This window comes from Streptomyces hiroshimensis (assembly GCF_014650335.1).
Taxonomy (GTDB): Bacteria; Actinomycetota; Actinomycetes; order Streptomycetales; family Streptomycetaceae; genus Streptomyces; species Streptomyces hiroshimensis.
This window is the reverse complement of the sequence record NZ_BMUT01000007.1, coordinates 61910-83722: the sequence shown is the minus strand read 5'-3', so window position 1 is coordinate 83722 and position 21813 is coordinate 61910. Positions and strand designations below refer to the sequence as shown.

The window sequence follows — 21813 nt, the reverse complement described above, 5'->3', positions numbered from 1 at the left end:
CACTTCCCTCATCGGTACGTGCGCCGATGGCCGCCCGTACCAGGGAGCGGCTGCACTGTTGTTCCATTTTAGAACTTTGCCGACATAACGGAACGATTCACGGGTGCGCGCCCGGCCGGTCACAGTCCGTGATGCCCGGCGCGCGGGTCGAGCCGAGCCGGACCGGGCCGTCGGCACCGCGACCGGTCAGAGCACCGCGACCGGGTTGACGGGCGAGCCCGTGCCGCCCGGGATGTTCAGGGGTGCTACGAGGAGTAGGAACTCGTAACGGCCCGTCCCGGCGGCGGCCGCGGAGAGCTCTTCGAGGTCGAGGTTGTCCAGCAAGGGCACCCCCATCGCGGCGATGGCGAGCGTGTGGACGGGGGAGTGCAGCCCCTCGACCGGCGAGGGGCGTACGTCGCTGTCGCCGTCGCTGCCGAGCAGGGCGATGCCGCGCTCGGCCAGCAGGGGCACGGCGTCCACGTGGAGGCCCGCGCAGGAGGCGTCGGGGTCCCAGGCGCCCAGCTCCCGGCGGCGCAGGAAGCGGCCGACCCGCAGCAGCACCGCATCGCCCTCGCCGATCGTGACGCCGTGCGTCCTCTCCGCGGCGACGATGTCCGCGGCGTGGACGGCCTGTCCCGGTTCCAGCCAAGTGCGGCCCAGGACGGCCGGCAGGTCGAGGAGCACCCCCTTGGTCACCAGGGGACCGAGGGCCGCGACCTCGCCGAAGCGGGTGCCTGCGGCCCCGACGAGGTCGCGCGCCGTGCCGCCGCCGTAGAAGCGCCCGCGGTAGGCCATGTGCGAGAGCGCGTCCAGGTGGCTGACGGCCTTGCCGTGGTAGTCGGCGCCGATGAAGTCCTTGTGGGCGGCGGGCTCGGGCGCCTCGACGTCGCCGAGGTCGGACATGTAGTGCAGGGCGGGCCTGGTGTTGTCCGGGCCGGGTTCGGTGTCCCACGGCCGCGCCATCGGCACGACGGTGCCCGTCCGGACCAGGGCTGTGGCCCGCCGGACGTGGTCCGCGGTCACCCGGTTCCAGGCCCCGCGGTCGGCGGGCGCCCAGCGGCCCCACGTGCGGACTCTCGCGAAGAGCGCGTCGAACTCCTCGCGGGAGACGGCCGGCCCGTTGCGGTCGCCGGTCGGCGGCGGAGGCGGTCCGCCGGTGGGCGGGGGAGTCGGCGCATCGGTCGGGAAGCCCATGTCCATGGTGCTGAATGATGAGCCGTCGGCCGCCGGATGCGGGCGTCATACGGGCGGGCATTTCGGTGACAGCGGCTCTACGCGCGTTGACGGCGGTGATCGAATCACTGAACCCCCGGTGTGTCCACTCGACACACCGGCTCACAGGGAACTCACAGCTTCTGTCTCGAACCTTTCGCCTCACCCGGAAGGCCGTTGACCTCTCGTCGCCCACGTGGCCAACATCGTGAGCATGTCAACTGGCTGACTGATGATCAGTCAGGACGCAACGGGAGGAAGCAAGTTGAGGAAAATCGTGACCAGGGTGCGCGCGGCGACAGCCGTGGGCGCAGCCGCCCTGATGCTGCCGCTGGCGGCGTCGATACCGGCCAGTGCCGACCAGGCCCCGGCCGAGGACACCGGCCGGACGATCGTCTCCGACACCCCGGAGCTCCAGCGCGTACCCGACAGCCGGCGTGCCGACACCGGGACGGGTGAGGCCGCCGCAGCAGCCGTGCTCGACTGCCCGGTGGGGTACTACGACTTCAACCGCACCCAGTCGTGCGCGCACTACGACACGTCGATCACGTTCCTGCTGAACGGCAGGCCGAACGGCACCGCGAAGGTCCGCGTCAAGGCCACCGCCGAGCTGGAGCCGCGCAACCGCTACAAGTGGAAGCAGAAGGTGGCGGTCAAGCTCACCAATCCGACGATCCCCGAGGCCGCCGCCGTCTCGATGACGGTGGGCCTGCGCTGCAACGGCTGTACGTCCACGCCGGGCGGAACGAAGATCCTCTTCCCCGGCGTGACGTGGACGTTCGACATGGAGGCGGGCAGCCCCGGCCGCGACAAGGTGATCGAGTCCGTCTACCCCGAGGCGACGATCACCGCGCCGCGGCACGACAGGGGCACGATGCGGCTGGGACCGACGTTCAAGCCGCGCTGCGACAGCACCGCCCGCGTCACCGACGCCCGCACGGGCGGCTGTGTGTACCCGCAGTACACGCCGAGCTGGAAGCTGGACGTCACCGACAACGACGTCGCGGCCGTGGCCTGGCACGTCGACTGGGCGCAGCGGAACCTCAAGGGGCACTGGGGCAAGAAGGGTGCGGGCAACCCCCTGCACCGCACCATGGACCAGGCCATCCAGCGGGAGAACCGGCGCGAGGCGTGCGTGCGCGGCGTTCCCCGCCCGCCGAACAGCGGCGGCCAGTCGTGCGACGAGTACCCCATGGCGCAGACCCTCGAAGGCGCGTCGCGGAACAAGGACTACTCGTGCCAGTTCCTCAACGCACGGCAGAACTCGAAGGAGGGCAGCCTGCGCAAGTCGTACCTGAACGGCCAGCGCGTGCTGGAGAACGACGCGTTCTGGGTGGACGTCGTCAAGCCGCACGGCGCCGTGCGCCCGGCCACCGTGGCCGAGCCCTCGCTGATGGGCCCGGTGGGCTGCGGGCAGGACCCCAACCCGTAAGCCCTCCGTCAAGATGAAGGGGCAGGCCCCGTCCGGGGCCTGCCCCTTCCCTTCTTCCCCGTGCCCCCTTTCCCGCCCTTTGAAAGGAACCACCCGCCGTGGCCACCCTGATAGCCCGCGTGACCGATCCGCTGCTCTTCGTCGACGCCGGCCGCATCGACCTGCTCGACCAGTCGATGGCCGACTTCGAACCCGACTACTCCGTCAACGGCCTCGTCGACACCCGCCCCGAAGGCGCGGCCGCAGCCGTCATCACCGCGACCGAGACCGGCGACGTCACGGTGACGGCCGAGCTCTGGGACGGCCCGCCGCAGCTGCTCGCCGACGCCTGGCAGGACGTGGCCGAGGTGCAGGTGCACTGGCCGACCGGCGAGCCGATGGAGATCGGCCGGGGCAACAGCTCCCTGGACGAAGAGCCTTCGCTCCCCCTCCCCGGCCCCGGGGACTACCGCATCCGCGTGTCAGGCCGGCACCGCGACGAGCCGGAACCGCGCGACGACGACGCCCCTGTGGAGGAGTACCTGATCCAGGTGTGGGCCGCCGCTGCGGGGCAGGGCGGAGCCGCGGGCGCCCCCGTGGTGCACAAGCAGACCAGCCGCATGGGCCACCAGTACCGGACGGGCAGCTGACCCCGCACCTGCACCCACCGCCCGTGCCTACGCCGTCCGCCGCTGCTCCGGCACGGGCGCGTCCCGGAACTGCGCGCGCTGCATCTCGTACAGGCCGAGGAAGACGCCCCCGGGGATGTTCAGCAGGTCTTCGAACGTGCCGCTCTCGCGGAGCTCCCCCTTCTCCAGTACGTGGATGACGTCGGCGTGCCGCACGGACGCGAGACGGTGGGTGATCAGGACGACGGTCTGCCCGCCGTCGGCGAGCCTGCGGATCTGCTCGAAGACCTCCAGCTCGGCGCGGGCGTCCAGGGCCGAGGTGGGCTCGTCGACGACGAGGACGGCGGCGTCGCGGTAGCGGGCACGGGCGATGCCCAGCCGCTGCCACTGGCCGCCGGAGATCTGGTGGCCTCCCTTGTAACCCTTGGACAGCAGCGTGTCCCAGCCCTTCGGCAGCTCCGCCACGACCTTGTCGGCGCCCGCGTGGGCGGCGGCCTCCTCCAGTGCCTTCTGGTCCAGCGGCCGGTCGGTGCGGCCGATGGCGATGTTCATGCGGCACGTGAAGGGCCACCGGTGGAAGTCCTGGCCGACCATCGCGATCCGCGAGAACAGCTGCGCCCGGTCCAGCGCGCCGGCGTCCACGCCGTCCCACAGGATGCTTCCCGCGTCCGGCTGGTACAGGCCGGCCACGAGCTTGGCGACGGTCGTCTTGCCCGAGCCGTTGACGCCGACGAGTGCCACGATCCTTCCGGCGGGGATGTCCAGGCTCACGTTCCGGAGCGCCGGCCGCTCGGCGCCCCGGGAGCCCCGGGAGCCCTCGGGGTCCTCAGAGCCGTCGGCGCCGTCCGCGGGATAGCGGAAGGTGACGTTCTCGAAGCGGATGAGCGCCGGCCGCTCGGGTACGGGCAGCCCGCCGTCGGGGATGGCCCGCTCCGCCGCCTCCCGGTAGAGGCGCTCCAGGTCCTGCACGTAACAGGCCTCCTCGTAGAGGTTGTTGACCTGCAGGACGAGGGTGGACAGACTCTGTCCGCCGGTCCGTGTGGCCAGCACCGCCGTGCCCGCCACCGACAGGTCCATCACCCCTGCCGCCAGCAGCCCGATCAGCGCCAGGTAGGTCAGGGCCATGGCGGCCCCGGTGAGCGCGGACGCGATCAGCCGGACCCGGGCCGCGCTGTCGGCCAGCCGTGACTGCTCGGCCTCGGAGTCCTGCGACATGCTGCGGAAGTGATCCACCAGGAAGGGCCCGACGCCGTGGACGCGGATCTCGGGGGCGGGCCCCGTCCGCATCAGGGTCTGGCTCAGCAGCCGCCCGGCCCGCGAGTGCTGCACCCAGCGCAGGTAACTCGCATGTCGTGACCGCGAGTTCCGCAGGGCGGCCCAGGAGCGGGGCACGGTCATCAGCACGAGAAGCGGCAGCAGCACCGGATGCAGCACGGTCAGCACGCCTGCGGCGGCCGCGAAGGACACCAGCGAGCCGATGACGCCGGTGCAGTAGCTGATCATGCGGCGGGCCGAGGCGGCCCCGTACTGGGCCGAATCCAGCAGCCGGTGGAAGCCCGCGTCCTCGATGGCCGCCAGCTCGACCCGGACCACACGCTCCAGGTACTGCTCGGTCGCCACCCGCTCGACCTTCGGCTCCAGCCGGCCCGTGCCCGACGTCGAAGCCGACGTCGCCAGCGCACTCACCACCCCGGCGAGCGTCACCACCACCATCGCCGGGACGGCCGCCAGCAGGCGCTGCCCGATGGTCCCGGAGGCCAGGACGGCGGTCAGGACGCTGTTGACCGCGACCAGTCCCACGGCCTGTCCCACACCGCGGGCCAGCTCGGATACGCCGACGACGGTCAAGGACCGGCGGTCGGCCCTCCTGGCCAGGTGCACCGTGGAGCGGACGAGGCCGGGCAGGCGCATGGCCATCGCCCACAGCGACATCTCGAAGTACGCCCTCTCGTGCTGCGTCCACCCGTTGTCGTACAGCAACGGGCCGCCGAACAGCAGCTGCTCCGACTCCGACCGGCTCCCGGGCGCGCCGTCGTCCGCCGCGACGCCCGTACTTCGCCCGCCCCGCTTGAGGTTCCTCTGCTTCAGCTTCATGCCGCTCCTCCCGGCTCGCCGTCCCAGCCGTGGGTGGACAGCAGCGCCCCGGAGACGAACCTGGCGAGGACGGCGGCGGTGCTGGGCACGCAGTCGGCGGGCGGGCGCGCAGGGTCGGCCCAGACGAGCGTGGAGCACTTCCCGGGCTCCAGGTTGCGCGGCTCGCCCGACCACCGCTGCGCGGTGAAGACGACCCCGATCCGCGCCTGCCCCTCGGGATCACGGTGGTGGATCAGGTGGCAGAACTCCAGATCGGCCGGGTCGACGGCGACGCCGACCTCTTCGGCCACCTCGCGCAGCGCGCCGTCGGCCAGGGTCTCGCCGTCCTCCAGGTGCCCGCCGGGCGGGGCGAGGAGACCGGTGGCGTACACGTCCCCGGCCCGCCGGAGCAGCAGGACGCGGCCGTCGTCGCGGTGCAGCAGGACCATCACGTCGACCACGCACGTATAGCGCGCCCGCTGCGTCATGACGGCCACCTCCCGGCGGTGGCGGCGCCGGAGCCCGCATGCCTTGCCGGCCGGCGGTGTTCGAATGGCGGATGCACCCCGCTGGTGCGCGTGGGGCCCTCGTGATGGTGATGCACTGCGCCTCCTCGTTGACGTACGGATCGGACGGGCGATCGGGAAAACGACCCCTGATCGTGGGCGTCACGGCCCTCCAAGGGCGTTTCGTCGCTCGGGAATTCGAGGAGGCGTCAACCGGCCCGCAGGCTCTGGGCCGCGGGCCGGTCGCTGTTTGTGCGATTCACTCCACCGTGGCCGCTCACCCGATCCGGGGGTTGCGTTGCGGCCGGAAACGATCACGCGGCGCCCCTGCCCCCGTGGCTGCGGGGCGGCGGAAGGCCTCTCTTTGCAGAGGGGCCTGCAGCACCGCGCGGCGGCTGTTCACGGGCCGCGCCCGGGCCGTCGCGGCTGCGGGACCGTCACACCTTCACCACGATCTTGCCGGTGAACGTGCTGGAGTCCATCAGGCGGTGCGCGTCCGTGATGCGCTCCAGGCCGTCGAAGGTCTCGGCGATCACGGGCGCCAGCGCGCCGCTCGCCAGGCCCGTACCGATGAAGGCGGCGGAGCGGCGGCGGTAGTCGGCGTCCCGGGAGTGGTCGCCGTTGGAGTACCCGTGGACGCTGAGCGGCCAGTTCAGCGACAGCTGGACGGGGCGCCGGTCCAGCGTGCCGTAGATCACCGCCGTACCGCCGGGCACGAGGGCGTCGCCGAGGGCGGCGAAGCCGGGGCCGCCCACCGCGTCGAAGGCCAGGTCCGCGCCCCGGCCACCGGTGATCCGCTTGACCTCCTTCACGAGGTCCTCGGAGCCTGCGCTGATCACATGGGCGGCGCCGAGCTCCAGCAGCCGCTCCCGCTTGGCGTCGCCGCGCGTGACGGCGATCGGGACCGCGCCGATCCGCAGGGCCGTCTGGATCGCGGCCGTGCCGACGCCGCTGGACGCGGCCGTGATCACCACATGGTCGCCGGGGGCAAGGCCGCCGGTCTCCACCATGCCGCCGTACGCCGTCGAGTACGTCAGCCACATCGCCGCGGACGTCACCGCGTCCGCGCCCTCGGGCCGGCGCACCAGTGACGCCTCGGGCAGGACGACGCGCTCGCCGTACACCCCGTGGACGCCGAAGTCGAAGGTGGGAACGGACATCACCGCGTCGCCGGGAGAGAACCCGGTCACGCCCTCGCCGACCGACTCGACCACACCGGCGGCCTCGTAGCCGAGCCGGGAGCCGGGCAGTGTGGGCTGGTAGTAGTAGCGGCCGGCCCGGAACAGGGCCTCGCCCCGGTTGAGGCCGATCGCCTCGACGCGGAAGAGGACCTCGCCGGGCCCGGGCTGCGCCAGCGGCACCTCCTCGATCCTGAGGACCTCGGGACCGCCGAGCTCATGGAAGAGAACCGCCTTGGTGACGTCCTTGGCAATGTCCTTGGCGACGTCCTTGGTGACGTTCTCGGTGACTGCCTTGTGTACGGAAGAAGTTGTCATGGAAACGACCGTACGGAGGGCCCGGGAGACGATCCATATCCGAAAGCCTCCTGACTATGTCCCAGCGTCTCCCGATCATGGTGGCAGGGTGCGATCACGGCTGTAGGGTGCCGTCATGGACGTACTGAGCGATGCGATCGCCGCCATGCGCACCGGGCACCCCCACTCCTCACGCTCGGTCAAGCGCGGGCCCTGGGGCGTCCGTTTCCCCGCCTCCGACGGCGCCGGCTTCCACGTGGTCCTCCAGGGCTCGGCCTGGCTGCTGCCGCCCGACGGCGCCGGCCCCGTCCGCCTCGGCCCGGGCGACGTCGTCTTCCTGGCCCACGGGTACGGGCACGGCCTCGCCGACCACCCCGACACCCCGCTGGAGGACGCCCGGCTGAACGCGGACGGCTCCTGGCCGGCGCTCCGTGACCGAGGGCCCGTCCACGGCGACGACACCCTCATGCTCTGCGGCGCCTACCGGCTGAACAAGGCGCGGGCCCACCCGCTCCTCGCCGACCTGCCGCCCTTCGTCCACCTCCCGGCCCGCATCGGTGCCCACGACCGGCTGCGCTCCGCCGTCGACCTGCTCGGCGCCGAACTGGCCGATCCCCAGCCCGGCTCCGACGCCGTCGTGCTCGCGCTCCTCGACACCCTGCTGCTCTACCTGCTGCGCGCCTGGTGGCTGACCGAGCGCCCCGAGGGGCCGTCCGGGTGGGCGGCGGCCCTGAGCGACCCGGCCGTCACGGCCGCACTGCGCGCCATCCACGACGACCCTGCACGCCCCTGGACGGTCGGGGAACTCGCCGCCCGGGCGGCGCTGTCCCGCGCCGCCTTCGCGCGCCGCTTCACCGCGCTGGTCGGCCAGCCGCCGCTCGCCTACCTGACCTGGTGGCGCATGACGACGGCGGGCCGGCTGCTGCGCGAGGGCGACGCTCCGCTGCGCGCCGTCGCCGAACGGGCGGGGTACACCTCGGAGTTCGCCTTCGCCAAGGCCTTCAAGCGGGAGTACGGGGTGGCGCCGGGCCGGTACCGCAAGGAGGGGGCCGCCCTCCCGGCGTGATACCCGGCGCCGGGAGCCGGGCCCGTCACCCGGCCCGCCGCCCGGCCCCGGCGTGTGCGGCGGTCTGCCGCTCCCGGCTCCGGCGGCGCCCGTTCAGCAGACCGCACACGACCAGCAGCCCCGCCCACGCTCCCGTGCACAAGACCTGTGTACGGGAGTCCGGTTCGAAGGCCATGACCACCAGGACGGCGCCGATCGCGAGCAGCGTCAGCCGGGTGAGATGGGGGAACAGCCACATGCGCACGGGCGGTTCCGCATCCCCGCGCCGGGCGTGCCGGCGGCGCAGGCGCAGCTGGGAGAGGCCGATCAGGAACCAGACGATCAGGATGGTGGCCCCCACGGCGTTGAGCAGGAAGCGGAAGACGGTGTCCGGCCACACGACGCTGAGGACGACGGCCGCGAAGCCGAAGGCGGCGGAGGCGAGGGCGGCGTTCCGCGGGACGCCGCCGGGCGTGACGCGGCCGAGGGCGCGGGGTGCGTCACCGCGGTGCACGAGGGCGTACAGCATGCGCGAGGAGCCGTAGACGTTGGCGTTCATGGCCGACAGCAGGGCGACGAGCACCACGGCGTTCATGAGGTGCCCGGCGCCGGGGACGCCCATGCGCTCGAGGGTGCCGCTGTACGGGCTGGTGTGCGCGGTGCCGCTGTCCCAGGGCAGCAGGGTGACGATGACGGCCATGGAGCCGATGTAGAACAGGCAGATGCGCCAGACGACGGTCCGGGCGGCGCGGCCCACCGCTCTGACCGGGTCGGCGGATTCGGCGGCCGCGATCGTGACGGTCTCCAGCCCTCCGTAGGCGAAGACGGCCGCGACGAGGCCGAGGGCGAGCCCGTGCGGGCCGTGTGGCAGGAAGCCGCCGTGGCCGGTGAGGTGGGCGGTGCCCGGCGCGGCGGTGCCGGGCAGCAGCCCGCAGACGGCGAGCGCCCCCAGCAGGAGGAAGACGCAGATGGCGGTGACCTTCAGGCCGGCGAACCAGAATTCGAGGTCGCCGAAGCGCCGGACGGCGGCGAGGTTGCTGCCCGTGAACACGGCCATGAAGAGCGTCATCCACACCCAGCCGGGCACGCCGGGCAGCCAGCCGGTCATGATGTCCGCCGCCCCGATCGCCTCCGCGGCGACGCTGACGACGAGGAGCGACCAGTACAGCCAGCCTGCCGTCAGACCGGCCCAGGGGCCGAGCGCCTTGGCCGCGTGCACGGAGAAGGAGCCGGTCGCCGGATCGGCGGCGGACATCTCCGCCAGCATCCGCATGACCAGCAGCACCAGGCCGCCGGCCAGGACGTAGGCGACGACGATCGCGGGGCCCGCGGCCCTGATCCCCACCCCGGAGCCCACGAACAGGCCCGCTCCGATGGCACCGCCCAGCGCGATCATGGACAGATGGCGCTGCTTGAGCCCGCGCGGCAGGGCGGCACCGGCGCCGGCATCGGCGCCGGCGGCTTCGGCGGGCGTGGGCGGGCTCTTCCGGGAACCGGTGGGAGCAGGAGGTGGCGCGAGCATGCTGACCGTCCTGGGGCTCAAGGGAGGCGTGGGCGCGGAACGCGTGGAACCACTACCTACCGAGCAGCCGGACGTCACACCCTTCTGCACTGTCCGCTCTGTCAGGTCGGGTCGCCGCTCTGCCGGCTTTGCACAGGCGATTGCACGGATACCTCACGGATCTCGGGTAACGCGGAGTAGAGAGAGGGGGACCCGCTCAGCCGATGCACTCACCCGACCCGACCGAAGGGATGGTTTCATGGATCGCCGCATGGACTGGCGACAGTACGGCGCTTGTCTCGACGAGGACCCCGAGCTGTTCTTCCCCGTCGGAACGACGGGTCCCGCAGTCGTTCAGACCGAGGACGCCAAATCGGTGTGCCGCACCTGCCCGGTGCGCGAGGAATGCCTGCGATGGGCGCTGGAGTCCGGGCAAGAGAGCGGCGTGTGGGGCGGAACGAGCGAGGCGGAGCGGCGGGCGCTGCGCCGGGCCGCGAAGCCCGGGCGCGCGGCGTCCGCCGCGGGCCGGGTCGTTCAGCCGAAGAACTCCAGGAGGGCGCGCGTGACGGCCTCCGGCTGCTCCTCGACCAGGTAGTTGCGGCTTCCCTCGATCTCGGCCATGCGGACGTCGGTGCCCTGCTGGGGGAACACCTGGCTCATGTACTCGAAGAACGTCCCGTACGCGAGGCCGAGCATCGGCACGGAGATCTTGTCGTACGACTCGAAGTCGGCGATGTCCTGCTGGTAGGACTGGAACCAGCCCTTGCTCGCCCGGATCGCCTCGGCCGACGAGTACGCCTTGGCGTAGATGTCCCGGTCCCGGTCGGTGATGGCCTCCGGGTTCACCAGGCTCAGGCCGAACATGTAGTCGATGATGTGGCGGTAGCGGCCGGTGAGGATCTCCTCCGGGAATCCGGCCACCTGATTGAAGGCGAGCCACCAGCGGTGCGGGCCCTTGTCGCCGGGGTTGGGCAGCATGGGGAACTTGTAGTAGCTCTGGTCCGCGTGCGTGGTGTTGAGGATCGCCACCTTCTCGGTGGCCTCCGGGTGGTTCGCGGCGTAGGCGAAGGCGACCATGGCGCCGATGCCGTGCCCGGCGATGCTGACCTTCTCGTGGCCGAGGTGGCGGACGAGCTCCAGGATGTCGCGGGCCATGGACTTCTTCTCGAAGCCGGACTGCGGCTTGCTGGAGCCGCCCATGCCGCGGATGTCGACGGTGATCACGCGGAAGCGGGCCGCGAGCGCGGGCATGACCTTGCGGTACTCCCACCACGTCTCGGGCCAGCCGGGCAGCAGCACCAGCGGCTCGCCCTGACCACCGGTCACATAGTGCAGCCGGACGCCGTTGACCTCGGCGTACTCGCTGGTGAAACCGCCTTCGAGGGACGCCGCGAGCTCCGCGTTCAGAGCCTTGAGCTCCTCGGCGTCCGTGACCGTCGCCGCGTTCTCCGCGGTCTCTGCGTATGCCGGCACTTGCTCCCCCTTGTCGTCGACCAGTGGCGCGCCGGGTGAGTTTGAACACCCAACCCTCTGGTGGCGTCGACCATAACAACATCCACTTCGCCGGGCCATGGGTTGTGGATCACACAGGCCCGGCCGGTTCCCCCGGCGCACGGTGCGCCGGGGGAACCGGCCGGGCGGGGACGCTCGCAGCCGTCAGCGCTTGACGGCCGGGCCTTCCTTGGGAGTGTTGGCGGCGGTCACGTTCACCGCGGCCCAGGCGGCGTCGACCGCCTTGTACTCGGCGCTCTTCTCGCCGTGGATGTCCGCGGCGGCCTGCAGCGTGGCGGTGCGGGCCTCGTGGAAGTCGGTCGTCGAGACCATGTAGCGGGTCAGGGCGCGGTAGAAGATCTGCTGCGCCTTCTCGCGGCCGATGCCGGTCACCGCCGAGCCGTCGTACGTGGGGGAGTCGTACTCCACGCCGCCGATGGTCTTCTTGCCGCTGCCCTCGGCCAGCAGGTAGAAGGCGTGCGAGGAGACGCCGGAGCCGGCGTGCACCTCACGGTCGTAGGAGTCCTTGTCCCAGTAGTCGACGGTGCCCTCGAGGACGTCCAGCGACGGCTTGTCCATGCGGCGCAGGAACTTCTGCTCCAGGCCGAGCTTCTCGCCGAGGAGGTAGTTCGGGGGGTTGCCGGCGTTGTTCGTCCGGAACTCCACGCCCGCACCGAAGATGTCCGCGAGCGACTCGTTGAGCGAGCCCGCCTCGCCGAACTGGTTCTGGCGCGCGTCCACCCGCGTGGGCTGGAAGTCGGCCGTCGCCTCGATCACGCCGTGGCTGAGCTCGTGGCCGGTGACGTCCAGGGCCACCAGCGGCTGCTTAAACGTTTCTCCATCGCCGTCGCCGTAGAGCATGCAGCCGCACTCGGGCGACCAGAAGGCGTTGCCGACCTTGTCGCCGAAGTGCACCAGGGCGCGCGGGCCGGAGCCGTCGTTCTTGATGCCGTTCCGGCCGAACGTCGCCTTGTAGTAGTCGTACGTGCTCGTGATGCCGAACTGCGCGTCGACGGCGGCGGTGGCGTTGTCCGTGGCGGTGCCGTTGCCCCAGCGGTTGTCGGCGTCGGTGAACTCCTTGCCGGCCGCGAAGGAGTCGAGCTCCTTGGCTCCGGCGTCGCGCGTCTCGCCGCCGCCGCGGCTGAGGTCCTTGAGGGTGAAGGAGTCCTTGGCCGTCTGCGTGGTCGTCAGCGGGACGCTGCCGGCGAACAGCGAGGCGCCGGTGCCGTTCGCCTGGGCCGGGAACTCCGTGCCGGACTGCGCCTTGGCGGGCGGCGTGGTCCTGGCGCCGGTGCGCGGCTTGGCCTGCTGGCCCTCGCTGCGCAGCTTGGCCTTCAGGCGGGGGGAGATGATGCCGTCGCTCAGCGGCGTGCTGCTGATGACCGTGCCGCTGCCGGCGTCCACGACGACGCTGTGGCTGACGCCGGTCTCGGCCTTGCCGCCGCCGGTGACGGTCACGCGGTAGGCGAGCACCGGCTCGGCGCTACGCGCGTCGACCACGAGCTCGGTCTTGGCGGCCTTGCCGTCCACGGACTTCGCGGCCTTGGCCGCGGCCTGCGGGGCGGTGAGCTTCGGGGTGACCGACGGCACGGAGACCCGGTGCTGGATCGCCCGGGTGACGCCGAGGTAGTTCTTCTTGGCGTCGAGGTGGACGACGAGGTCGCCGCCGACCACGGGGACGCCCTGGATGGCCCGGACGAAACGGACGTGGCGCTTGCCCTCGGGGTCGACGAGGGTGTCCTTGACGCGGAGCGTCTCGTTCTTGCCGACGCCCGTGGCGTCCGCGTGGGCGAGTGCCGCGGCGGTGGCCGCCTTCACGGTCTCCGCGTTGGCGGCGAGGGTGGCTGCGCTGATGGACGAGTCGGCGGCCGACTCCCGGGCCCGGTCCCGCGTGGTGTCGGCGACCTTCTTGTTCGCGGGCTGGGGCGTGGCGGACGCCGTGCCCGCCATGGTGGCCGCGGCCACGACCGCCACGGCGGCGGTGAGTATTCGCTTGTGGGTTGTGGGGGTTGTACGCAAGTTCAGCGCCCTTTGCGTCTAGGGCGGTTCGGTGGTCAGCCGGCCGCCTGTAGGCACGCGGTGCCGTCACTCGCGCACCGCGGGAACCTGTGGTCCCGCGGAGGACTCTGCCCGTACTGGCATGGGCATGAAAAGATCAGATAGGCGTGATGTCCGGACAGTTGATCAACTGTTAACAATGCCTCAACGTAAGGTGCCCGGACCGTGACGCGGCGTCGAACTGCAGGTGAAGAGGGGGTGTTCGGCGCAGGGGTTGCCGGAGGCGGCCGGTGTCTCGTCATATGAGACAGGCGTCTCCTTGAGTAGCCAGGGCCCGCTTCTAGCCGTGCGGCCAGCTGCCGCCCGCCACCCGCGTCCCCACCGCCCGCAGCCGCCGCGCCGTGGCGTCCGCCGCCAGGTACACCCACGCGCCGACCGCCCCGCCGCCCTCGGGCAGCACCTGCCGCCTCACCCGTACGTACATCTCCCCGGCCCCGCCCGGACCGCAGCCCTCCAGCTCGTCCAGGGACGCGAGCACCGCCGTGTACGCGCCCGGCTCGACGAAGACCAGCTCCCCCCGGATCTCGCCGTCCGGCTCGGCCACGGCGTACGGATAGCCGGGCCCCTCGTACAGCACCGCACCCCGCAGCCGCGCCGGCTCCGCGGCCACCGTGCGACCGCCGAGGTAGTGCCGGTGATTGACCTGCCCGGGACGCAGCGTCCCGTAGACGAACACGGGCAGCCGCTCCGGCTCCACCGCCATCTCCCACTCCCTCCTCCGCCGCCGCAGGCGCCCGTCACCAAAAGGCGGGGGCGGGCGGCCCGCCGTAAAATTACCGGTATGGGAGATCGGCCGGTCGCGCCCTCCGCCCCCGGACTCGTCATCGAGTGCGATGGCGGTTCGCAGACGATGACCCCGGTCCGCTCCTACCTCGTGGGGCGCGATCCCCAGAGCGACATCGTGCTGCAGGACGACCGCGTCTCCTGGCACCACGCGGTGCTGCGCCCGGTCGCCGGCCACTGGACCGTCGAGGACACGGGCAGCACCAACGGCACCTGGGCCGAAGGCCGGCGCGTGCAGGTCCTCGACATCGGACCCGGCACCGTCCTGCGCTTCGGCAACCCCGCCGACGGGCCCACCGCGGTCCTCAGGACCGCCCCGGCCCCGGTCCCGCCGCCACCCCCGCCTGCGCCCCCGGCGGAGCGCCCCTCGTCCGTCGCCCTGCCCGCCGCCACCGGCACGTTCCGGCAGCCCACTTCCGTACGGCCCCTGCCGCCCCGCACCGTGCGCATCGGCCGAGGCCCCGAGAACGACGTGGCCGTCGACGACCTGGTGGTCTCCCGCCGCCACGCCGAACTGCGCACCGGGCCGAACGGCTCCCACGAGATCGTCGACCTGGGCAGCCACAACGGCACCTACCTCAACGGCCGGCCCGTGCACCGCGCCCCGGTCCTCCCCGGCGACATCATCGGCATCGGCCACTCCGCCTTCTGCCTCGTCGGCGACCAGCTCCAGGAGTACGTCGACAGCGGCGAGATCTCCCTCGACGTCCAGGACCTGTACGTCCACGTCGACGCCGGCGAAGGCCGCAAGCGGCTCCTCGACGACGTCTCCTTCCCCGTCGGGGAGAAGTCCCTGCTCGCCGTCGTCGGCCCCAGCGGCTCGGGCAAGTCCACCCTCCTCAACGCCCTCACCGGGCTGCGCCCCGCCGACCAGGGCGCGGTGCTCTACGACGGCCGCGACCTCTACCGCGACTACGCCGAGCTGCGCGCCCGCATCGGGCTCGTCCCCCAGGACGACATCCTGCACGTCCAGCTCACCGTGCGCCGCGCCCTGTCCTACGCCGCCGAACTGCGCTTCCCCGGCGACACCGCCAAGGCCGAACGCCTGGCCCGCGTCGAGGAGGTCATCCGCGAACTGGGCCTCGAACAGCGCGCCGATCAGCCCATCCACAGCCTCTCCGGCGGCCAGCGCAAGCGCGTCAGCGTCGCCCTGGAACTCCTGACGAAGCCGTCGCTGCTCTTCCTCGACGAGCCGACGTCCGGCCTCGACCCGGGCATGGACCGCTCGGTGATGAACACGCTGCGCACCCTCGCCGACGACGGCCGCACGGTCATCGTCGTCACCCACAGCGTGCTCAGCCTCGACGTCTGCGACCGGCTGCTGGTCCTCGCCCCCGGCGGACGGACCGCCTTCTACGGACCGCCCGGCGACACGCCCGGCTTCTTCGGGTTCAAGGAGTGGCCCGAGGCGTTCGAGGCCTTCGAGAACGACAAGGACCGGGACTGGCCGGGGGAGTACCGCGCCTCGCACCAGTACCAGCGGTACGTCGAGGCCGCCGCCGCCGCACAGCCGCAGCTCGCCGCACCGCAGGCGCCGGAGGCGGTGCCCGCGCCCGCCAAGCCCCAGAGCTGGGGCGCCCAGCTGTGGACGCTGATGCGCCGCTACGTGAGGGCGCTCAGCACCGACCGCACCTTCCTGATCATCATGATCGTGCTGCCGTTCGTCACCGGCGCGATGGCCCGGCTGTCCTCGGGCACCCGCTTCGCCTCCGCCGGCAAGGCGAACACGGTCCTGCTGACCCTGTGCATCGGCGGCGTGCTGACGGGCGCCGCCAACGCCGTGCGCGAACTCGTCAAGGAACGAGGCATCTACCGGCGCGAACGCGCCGTGGGCCTGTCCAGGTCCGCCTACATGATGTCGAAGATCCTCGTCCTGGGCCTGATCACGGTGGCGCAGGCGATCGTCCTGTCCATCGTCGGCCTGGGCGGGGTGGACACCCGCGCGCCCGGCGGGCAGGGAGTCCTCATGCCGCCCCTGGCCGAGATGACCCTGGCCCTGACGGTGCTGTCGTTCACCTCCATGCTGCTGGGCCTCCTCGTGTCGGCGATCGTCCGCCGCGAAGAGGTCACCATGCCGCTGCTGGTGTTCATCACCCTGGTCCAGTTCGTCTTCTGCGGCGCAATGATCGAGCTCAACAACAAGGCGGGGCTGGAGCAGCTCGCTTGGCTGGTGCCCTCGCGCTGGGCGATGGCGGCCATGAGCTCCACCATCGACTTCACCCACATCCCGCCCGCCACCGGGCAGCTCCCGCCGTCGGCCGGGGGAGGCGACCCGCTCTTCCGGCACGCCGTCGGCACCTGGCTGCTCGACATGGGCATGATGGTGGTCCTGTCCCTCGTGTTCGCCTTCCTGGTGGCCCGCCTTCTGCGCCGCCACGAGCCCGCGGTCATGCGGAAGTGACGGAGTCGGAGTCATGTCATGAGCACGGTTCCCCGCTCGCCCGGCAGCGCCTCCGGCATCCCCGGATTCCTGCCGACCCACGTCGTGCCCCCCGGCGGGCTCGCCACCTGGACCGCCCCCGACGGGACCGTCCCCACCCATCCCCTGGACCCGCTCCTGCCCGTACGGCTCGTGGAGCGCCGGGGGGAATGGGGGCAGGTGCGCTGCTCCAACGGCTGGGGTGCGTGGACCGACGCCCGGCTCCTGGTCTCGCTTCCGCAGGGACCGCCCGGGGCCGGAGGCCTGCCCGAGCGGACGCATGACGCGCGGGCCCTCCTCGCCCGTGTCCAGGAGACCCTGGAGCAGTACCGCAAGGCGGTGGAGGACCTCGCCGCAGGGCACATGGACGGGGAGACCTTCGGCAGCACGACCCGGGGACTGCGGATCGGGGCCGTGGTGGACGGCGACGCCGTCTGGCTCTACGACGCCGAACGGGACATGTGGTGCTACTGCGACGGCACGGCCATGGCGGCGGTCGCGTCCCCGGCCGGGCCCGGCGGTGAGGGCTGATGGCCCCGGCAGGCGAGCGCCCCACCGAGCTGATCGGCCGCCGCATCGCCGGATACGAGGTGGAGAGCGAGATCGGGCGCGGCGGCATGGCCGTCGTCTACCGCGCCCGCGACCTGCAGCTCGGCCGGGACGTCGCGCTCAAGCTGCTCGCCCCCGATCTGGCACGCAACGACACCTTCCGCAAGCGCTTCGTGCACGAGTCGCAGGCTGCCGCGGCCATCGACCACCCGCACATCGTCCCGGTGTTCGACGCCGGGGAGGCCGATGGGCAGCTTTTCATCGCCATGCGATACGTGGCCGGGCAGGATCTGCGCGCCCTGCTCGACCGTGAGGGGCCGCTGCCGCCGGAAACCGTGTGCCGCATCGCGGGCCAGGTCGCCTCCGCCCTCGACGCCGCCCACGCCCACGACCTCGTGCACCGGGACGTCAAGCCGGGGAACATCCTCGTGGCCGAGGGCACCGACAGCGACCACCCCGAGCACGTGTACCTCACCGACTTCGGCCTGACGAAGAAGTCCCTGTCCCTGACCGGGTACACCAGCGTGGGTCAACTCGTGGGCACGCTGGACTACGTCGCCCCCGAACAGATCGCGGGCAAGCCCGTCGACGGGCGGTGCGACGTGTACAGCCTGGGGTGCGTGGTCTTCGAGATGCTGACGGGAGCGCCGCCGTTCCGGCGCGAGGACGACATGGCGCTGCTGTGGGCGCACCAGTACGATGCGCCGCCGCGGCTGTCGGAACGGGTGCCCGGGCTGCCGGCCGCGGCCGATGATGTCCTGGCCAAAGCCCTGGCGAAGACGCCGGACGAACGCTTCGAGAGCTGCCTGCAGTTCGTGTCGGCCCTGCGAATCGCGACGGCGAAGCGGGATACGGATACGGATACGGATACGGGCACAGGTACGGGCACGGGGACTGACGATAGGGACCGCAGGCCGAAGGAAGTCCCGGAGCCACCGCGGTGGGCGGCGGTGGTGTTCCCGGAGCGGTGGCGGTGAGGGACCGCACCGCACCGCCTAACCCCGCTCCGGCCCCCCGGCCTCCTCCGCGAGGCCCCGGCGTCCGACCCTCCGGGACAGCAGGCTGCCCAGGTAGCCCGCCACCAGCCCCCACAGCAGGCCCAGGCCCGTCAGCGTCAGCAGGTGCGGCCGCAGGGTGACCTCGCCGCCGAAGGACGACAGGTCGCCGATGCCCAGCAGCGACAGTCCGACGCGGGCGGAGATGCGGGTGAGGAGGCCGATGACGAACAGCGTGACGGCCAGCGCCACTCCCATCTGCACCGCATGCTCCCAGGGGCGCATCGCCGCGGGCGACCGTACGGCCAGCAGGAACCCCGCCGCGAGCAGGGCGACCACGGCGAGGGCCACCAGCAGCCACACCCGCCCGTCGTGCTCTGCGAGTGAGGAGATGTTCACCGTGGACGGTCCGTCACCGCCCTCGCGCAGCACCGCCGTCAGCGCCTTGGGCATGGGCAGCCCGAGGGAGGTGCCCGGCACGCGGCCGTCCCAGGAACCTCCCAGGCCGAGGCCCAGGGCCAGCCAGGCCAGGTTGGGCAGACCGAGCAGGAGCGCCGCCATGGTCCCCGCCGGGTCGCCGCGCGTGGCGGCGGCCACGAGCCCGACGGCCAGGCCGAGCAGCACGTAGCCGAGCAGCAGCGCCAGTACGGCGAACGCGGCGGGCCGCACCGGGTCCTGGAAGCGCAGCAGCCGCGACGGCAGCGGCGTCTTGCGGGAGGCCGCGACCGCCACGGCGAGCAGCACGAGCAGCCACAGCAGCCCGTAGCCGAGGGTGGGCCCCACGGCCACGCGGAAGCCGACGCTGGGGGAGATGTCCAGAGCCTCCCCGATGTCGCCGAGGAGCGAGTCGCCCAGGTCGATCCGGAAGGTGTGCCGCGCGCCGAGGGCGATCAGTAGCAGGGCGATCAGCCACAGTACGGCCGTACGGGCGACGCGGGCGAGCAGTTCGCGCCCGTCCGTCACCGCATGGTGCCGCAGGGGGTGCAGGAAGAGGACGGCGAGGACGACTGCGCCGGCCAGGGTCACCGACAGCGGCACGACGTCGAGAGCGGCCCCCGTGCGGCCCAGGACGCCCGCGCCGCCGGACAGTTCCACCGTTCCGCCCACGGCCGAGACGACCGTGGCCGCGGTCACGGCCGGGAACGCGCCCGGCAGCCCGTCGGCGCCTGCGGCCCACAGGCCCAGTGCGGCGACGGCGAACATCGCCGCCACCGCGGCGGCCACGGCCGCGAAGGCGTCCCACCAGGGGCGGACGAAGGAGGGCACGCCCTTGGGCGGCTGGCTCACACTGCCTCCGCATGCCTCGTCGGGGGTCGGGTGCCCGGGCTCCGGCGGAGGAGGCCCGGAAGCTCAACGTACGCCCGGGCGGTCCGCTCCACCTGTCGGGAATCCGCTCCCGGGCCACCCCTCCTGTGCACCCCTCCCGTGCCCCCTCCCCGGGCGAACCCCGCTTGCGGACCGTGCCGGTCTGCGGCACACAATGATCACGGGGGCGGCGCAATCCCAGCGCAGGACTTGAGCACAGGACTTAAGCAGAGGACCAAACGGAGGAGCAGGGCCCGTGTCGTCCGAACCACCGTCATCAGACCGCCCCACCGGTCCGCCGTCCGGCCCCCTCTCCGGAGGGGGAAGCGAATCCGGCCGGGCGGGCCCGCCCACCCCGCCCGAGCCGACCCGGGCGGACCTGCCCACGTCCGGCGGCGCCCCGGGCGGCCCCCCGGGCACGCCGCCACCCGGTGGTTCCGGCCCGCCGCCGCCCGGCGATTCCGGCCCGCCCCGCGGACCGCTTTCCGAGCCCCGCCGCCCCTGGTGGCGCTCCGGTCCCAGAGTCGCCCTCGTCGCGGGCGCCGTGGTGGTCGTGGCGGCGCTCGCGGTCTTCTTCCTCCGGCCGGAGGGCGGCGGCGAGGTCTTCCTGCAGCCCGCTTCGGCCGAGGGCAAGGACCCCTTCACCCCCTCCACCGCCAACCAAACGGGCGCGAAGGAGGCGACCGCGGCCCCCGTCGTCCCGTCCCCGGGCGGCACCCGCACCGTCGAGGGCTCCAGCCCCGGCCTCTACGGCGGCAGCGAGGACGAATCGAGCTGCGACGTCGAACGGCAGATCGGCTACCTGACGAAGGACCAGGCCAAGTCCCGCGCCTTCGCGAGCGCGGCGGACATCCAGCCGGGTGAGATCCCCGACTATCTGCGACGCCTGACCCCCGTGCAGCTGCGCTCCGACACCCGCGTCACCAACCACGGCTACAAGAACGGCTCGGCCACCGCCTACCAGTCCGTCCTGCAGGCCGGCACGGCCGTCCTGGCCGACAACCGGGGAGTGCCCCGGGTGCGCTGCGCCTGCGGCAACCCGCTCGGACCGCCCGTCGCGATCAAGGGCAGCCAGAAGACCAAGGGACAGACCTGGAGCACATACAAGTCGTCCCAGACGGTCGCCGTCGCCCCGGCCCGCACCGTCATCGTCGTGATCATCATCTACGACCCGCGCACCGGCGAGTGGTTCGAACGGCCGGTCGGCACCGACGGCAGCCAGGATCGCCGCATCCCGCCCCCCAATGGCGGCGTGACGTCCGGTCCGGCCCTGCCCACGTCGGCGGAGCCGAGCAGCAGCGAGCCGTCGGAGCCGTCGTCCGCCCCGCCGTCGTCGCCCACGGCCCCGCCGCCCTCTCCGAATCAGCCGACCGAGCCGGGTCCCGGCGGGTACGGCCCGCAGAACCGGAACGCCGGATCCGGAGGGGCGCCATGAACCGGGCCGTCCGGCGGCGGGCCTGAGACCGCCTCCGATGCGTGACGCGCCGCCCGCCTCCCGGCTGCACGAGGCCGGCCCCGGCCCGGCCCCGGCCGCCGCCGGGGCCCGGGCGGTCCCGCGCGAAGCGCGCCCGGCGTGGCTGCTGGCCGCGGCGGCGGTGGCGTACAACGCCTGGCTGCTGGAGTTCCTCCTGCCGACGGGCCTGGATGCCCGGCACTCCTATGTCAGCGAGCTCTACGCCGCCGACCAGCGCTTCCACGTGCTGTTCGGCACGATCGAGATCGCCACCGCCGTGCTCGTGGCCGTGGGCGCGGCTCCGCTTCCCCGGCCCCCGGGCAGCAGCCGGTGGGCGCTTGCCGGGCGCTGGGCACTGGTCGCCTTCGCCTCCTCCTCCGTGGCGGACGTCGTCGTGCCGATGCACTGTGCACCCTCGGTGAACAGGGCCTGCGAGGTGGTCAATCCCTGGCACACGGCCACCAGCGCGCTGGCCCACGCGGCGCTGTTCGCCTCGATGGCGCTGATGGTGACGGCCGCGGCGGGCGGCACCCGCTGGCCGCTGATCCGCCGCTGGGGACCGTGGGTCCTGGCCGTGGCCCTCACGACCGCCCTGGCCACGGTCGGCCCGCTCATCGGCCGGCCGGGCTGGCACGGCATCCCGCAGCGTGCCCATCTGGTGCTCGTCGGCGTATGGCTCGCCCTGCTGGCCGCCTCGCTCGGAGATCGCGGCGAGTGCCGTCATGACAGCGGCGCGTGACGATCGGATCCGGTCGATTGTGCGCGAGGGTGCAGTACTTCGGAAGCTCCCCGTCCGGCCGCGCGTCCCGGAGTCCGTCCGGAAAACGAACCTGATCAGGAACCCACCGGACAGGGCGAGTTCACTCCTGAACGAATCTGTCGCTTCGTCAACCGGCAGTGATTTAAAGCCATGACACATTGCTGCA

18 protein-coding genes are annotated in these 21813 nt (G+C 72.5%); 9 read left to right on the top strand and 9 right to left on the bottom strand.

Features of this window, described 5'->3' with window-relative positions; all coding sequences use genetic code 11:
• Positions 1-186: 186 nt before the first annotated feature.
• Positions 187-1176: a cyclase family protein gene (locus IE241_RS17355; protein WP_190022891.1), complete on the bottom strand. Its 990-nt coding sequence runs from the start codon at positions 1174-1176 to the stop codon at positions 187-189.
• 295 nt (positions 1177-1471) lie between these two features.
• Here IE241_RS17355 and IE241_RS17350 point away from each other — a divergent pair, with 295 nt between their 5' ends.
• Together IE241_RS17350 and IE241_RS17345 are read left to right on the top strand one after the other, a co-directional pair.
• A complete protein-coding gene (locus IE241_RS17350; protein ID WP_190022675.1) occupies positions 1472-2626 on the top strand; it encodes a NucA/NucB deoxyribonuclease domain-containing protein in 1155 nt (384 codons plus the stop codon).
• A gap of 98 nt (positions 2627-2724) precedes the next feature.
• Positions 2725-3255 (top strand): hypothetical protein, encoded by a 531-nt coding sequence (locus IE241_RS17345; RefSeq protein ID WP_190022674.1) that lies wholly within the window; start codon positions 2725-2727, stop codon positions 3253-3255.
• 27 nt (positions 3256-3282) lie between these two features.
• Here the strand turns inward: IE241_RS17345 and IE241_RS17340 are convergent, their stop codons facing one another.
• The 3 genes from IE241_RS17340 to IE241_RS17330 form a co-directional block, all read right to left on the bottom strand.
• Positions 3283-5328, bottom strand: coding sequence for an ABC transporter ATP-binding protein (locus tag IE241_RS17340; RefSeq protein WP_190022673.1), 2046 nt, complete (start codon positions 5326-5328; stop codon positions 3283-3285).
• Entirely contained in the window at positions 5325-5795 is a 471-nt protein-coding gene (locus tag IE241_RS17335) for an NUDIX hydrolase (RefSeq protein WP_190022672.1), read from the bottom strand. Before IE241_RS17335 ends, IE241_RS17340 begins: the two co-directional genes overlap by 4 nt.
• Positions 5796-6250: 455 nt before the next feature.
• Positions 6251-7309, bottom strand: coding sequence for a zinc-dependent alcohol dehydrogenase family protein (locus IE241_RS17330; protein ID WP_190022671.1), 1059 nt, complete (start codon positions 7307-7309; stop codon positions 6251-6253).
• A gap of 115 nt (positions 7310-7424) precedes the next feature.
• On the opposite strand from IE241_RS17330, the gene IE241_RS17325 reads away from it, so the two are divergent.
• Complete coding sequence (locus IE241_RS17325; RefSeq protein ID WP_190022670.1) at positions 7425-8354, top strand: AraC family transcriptional regulator; 930 nt, start codon at positions 7425-7427, stop codon at positions 8352-8354.
• A gap of 25 nt (positions 8355-8379) precedes the next feature.
• Here IE241_RS17325 and IE241_RS17320 read toward each other — a convergent pair whose 3' ends face one another.
• Positions 8380-9855, bottom strand: coding sequence for an amino acid permease (locus IE241_RS17320; RefSeq protein WP_190022669.1), 1476 nt, complete (start codon positions 9853-9855; stop codon positions 8380-8382).
• Positions 9856-10105: 250 nt separating this feature from the next.
• Here IE241_RS17320 and IE241_RS17315 point away from each other — a divergent pair, with 250 nt between their 5' ends.
• The gene (locus tag IE241_RS17315) at positions 10106-10429 is read left to right on the top strand and encodes a WhiB family transcriptional regulator (protein ID WP_190022668.1); all 324 of its coding nucleotides are present in this window, start codon (positions 10106-10108) and stop codon (positions 10427-10429) included.
• Here IE241_RS17315 and IE241_RS17310 read toward each other — a convergent pair.
• The 3 genes from IE241_RS17310 to IE241_RS17300 all read right to left on the bottom strand — a co-directional run bounded on the left by IE241_RS17310 (position 10369) and on the right by IE241_RS17300 (position 14086).
• The gene (locus IE241_RS17310) at positions 10369-11307 is read right to left on the bottom strand and encodes an alpha/beta fold hydrolase (protein WP_229899402.1); all 939 of its coding nucleotides are present in this window, start codon (positions 11305-11307) and stop codon (positions 10369-10371) included. The two genes, IE241_RS17315 and IE241_RS17310, sit on opposite strands and share 61 nt — an antisense overlap.
• Before the next feature lie 183 nt (positions 11308-11490).
• Positions 11491-13275, bottom strand: a complete 1785-nt coding sequence (locus IE241_RS17305) for a M4 family metallopeptidase (RefSeq protein WP_190022890.1) — start codon at positions 13273-13275, stop codon at positions 11491-11493.
• Positions 13276-13663: 388 nt separating this feature from the next.
• Entirely contained in the window at positions 13664-14086 is a 423-nt protein-coding gene (locus IE241_RS17300; protein ID WP_190022666.1) for a gamma-glutamylcyclotransferase family protein, read from the bottom strand.
• A gap of 78 nt (positions 14087-14164) precedes the next feature.
• Between IE241_RS17300 and IE241_RS17295 the strand changes: the two genes are divergently transcribed.
• The 3 genes from IE241_RS17295 to IE241_RS17285 are packed head-to-tail and all read left to right on the top strand — an operon-like array spanning position 14165 to position 18111.
• Positions 14165-16567: an FHA domain-containing protein gene (locus tag IE241_RS17295; RefSeq protein ID WP_190022665.1), complete on the top strand. Its 2403-nt coding sequence runs from the start codon at positions 14165-14167 to the stop codon at positions 16565-16567.
• A gap of 18 nt (positions 16568-16585) precedes the next feature.
• Complete coding sequence (locus IE241_RS17290) at positions 16586-17116, top strand: hypothetical protein (protein WP_190022664.1); 531 nt, start codon at positions 16586-16588, stop codon at positions 17114-17116.
• Entirely contained in the window at positions 17116-18111 is a 996-nt protein-coding gene (locus IE241_RS17285) for a serine/threonine-protein kinase (protein WP_190022663.1), read from the top strand. The genes IE241_RS17290 and IE241_RS17285 overlap by 1 nt, the downstream gene beginning before the upstream one ends.
• Positions 18112-18129: 18 nt before the next feature.
• On the opposite strand, the gene IE241_RS17280 is transcribed toward IE241_RS17285, so the two are convergent.
• Positions 18130-19416, bottom strand: a complete 1287-nt coding sequence (locus IE241_RS17280) for a streptophobe family protein (protein WP_190022662.1) — start codon at positions 19414-19416, stop codon at positions 18130-18132.
• A gap of 274 nt (positions 19417-19690) precedes the next feature.
• Between IE241_RS17280 and IE241_RS17275 the strand changes: the two genes are divergently transcribed.
• Both IE241_RS17275 and IE241_RS17270 read left to right on the top strand, forming a co-directional pair.
• Positions 19691-20869: a DUF6777 domain-containing protein gene (locus tag IE241_RS17275; protein WP_190022661.1), complete on the top strand. Its 1179-nt coding sequence runs from the start codon at positions 19691-19693 to the stop codon at positions 20867-20869.
• A 37-nt stretch (positions 20870-20906) separates the two neighbouring features.
• Positions 20907-21626, top strand: a complete 720-nt coding sequence (locus IE241_RS17270; protein WP_190022660.1) for a DUF998 domain-containing protein — start codon at positions 20907-20909, stop codon at positions 21624-21626.
• Positions 21627-21813: the final 187 nt, after the last annotated feature.

Excerpts from the sequence above, each read along its gene's own strand:
- IE241_RS17305 (WP_190022890.1), bottom strand. The coding sequence starts at position 13,275 with ATGGCGGGCACGGCGTCCGCCACGCCCCAGCCCGCGAACAAGAAGGTC.
- IE241_RS17300 (WP_190022666.1), bottom strand. The coding sequence starts at position 14,086 with ATGGCGGTGGAGCCGGAGCGGCTGCCCGTGTTCGTCTACGGGACGCTG.
- IE241_RS17330 (WP_190022671.1), bottom strand. The coding sequence starts at position 7,309 with ATGACAACTTCTTCCGTACACAAGGCAGTCACCGAGAACGTCACCAAG.
- IE241_RS17335 (WP_190022672.1), bottom strand. The coding sequence starts at position 5,795 with ATGACGCAGCGGGCGCGCTATACGTGCGTGGTCGACGTGATGGTCCTG.
- IE241_RS17355 (WP_190022891.1), bottom strand. The coding sequence starts at position 1,176 with ATGGGCTTCCCGACCGATGCGCCGACTCCCCCGCCCACCGGCGGACCG.
- IE241_RS17320 (WP_190022669.1), bottom strand. The coding sequence starts at position 9,855 with ATGCTCGCGCCACCTCCTGCTCCCACCGGTTCCCGGAAGAGCCCGCCC.
- IE241_RS17325 (WP_190022670.1), top strand. The coding sequence starts at position 7,425 with ATGGACGTACTGAGCGATGCGATCGCCGCCATGCGCACCGGGCACCCC.
- IE241_RS17270 (WP_190022660.1), top strand. The coding sequence starts at position 20,907 with ATGCGTGACGCGCCGCCCGCCTCCCGGCTGCACGAGGCCGGCCCCGGC.
- IE241_RS17290 (WP_190022664.1), top strand. The coding sequence starts at position 16,586 with ATGAGCACGGTTCCCCGCTCGCCCGGCAGCGCCTCCGGCATCCCCGGA.
- IE241_RS17285 (WP_190022663.1), top strand. The coding sequence starts at position 17,116 with ATGGCCCCGGCAGGCGAGCGCCCCACCGAGCTGATCGGCCGCCGCATC.
- IE241_RS17340 (WP_190022673.1), bottom strand. The coding sequence starts at position 5,328 with ATGAAGCTGAAGCAGAGGAACCTCAAGCGGGGCGGGCGAAGTACGGGC.
- IE241_RS17315 (WP_190022668.1), top strand. The coding sequence starts at position 10,106 with ATGGACTGGCGACAGTACGGCGCTTGTCTCGACGAGGACCCCGAGCTG.
- IE241_RS17295 (WP_190022665.1), top strand. The coding sequence starts at position 14,165 with ATGGGAGATCGGCCGGTCGCGCCCTCCGCCCCCGGACTCGTCATCGAG.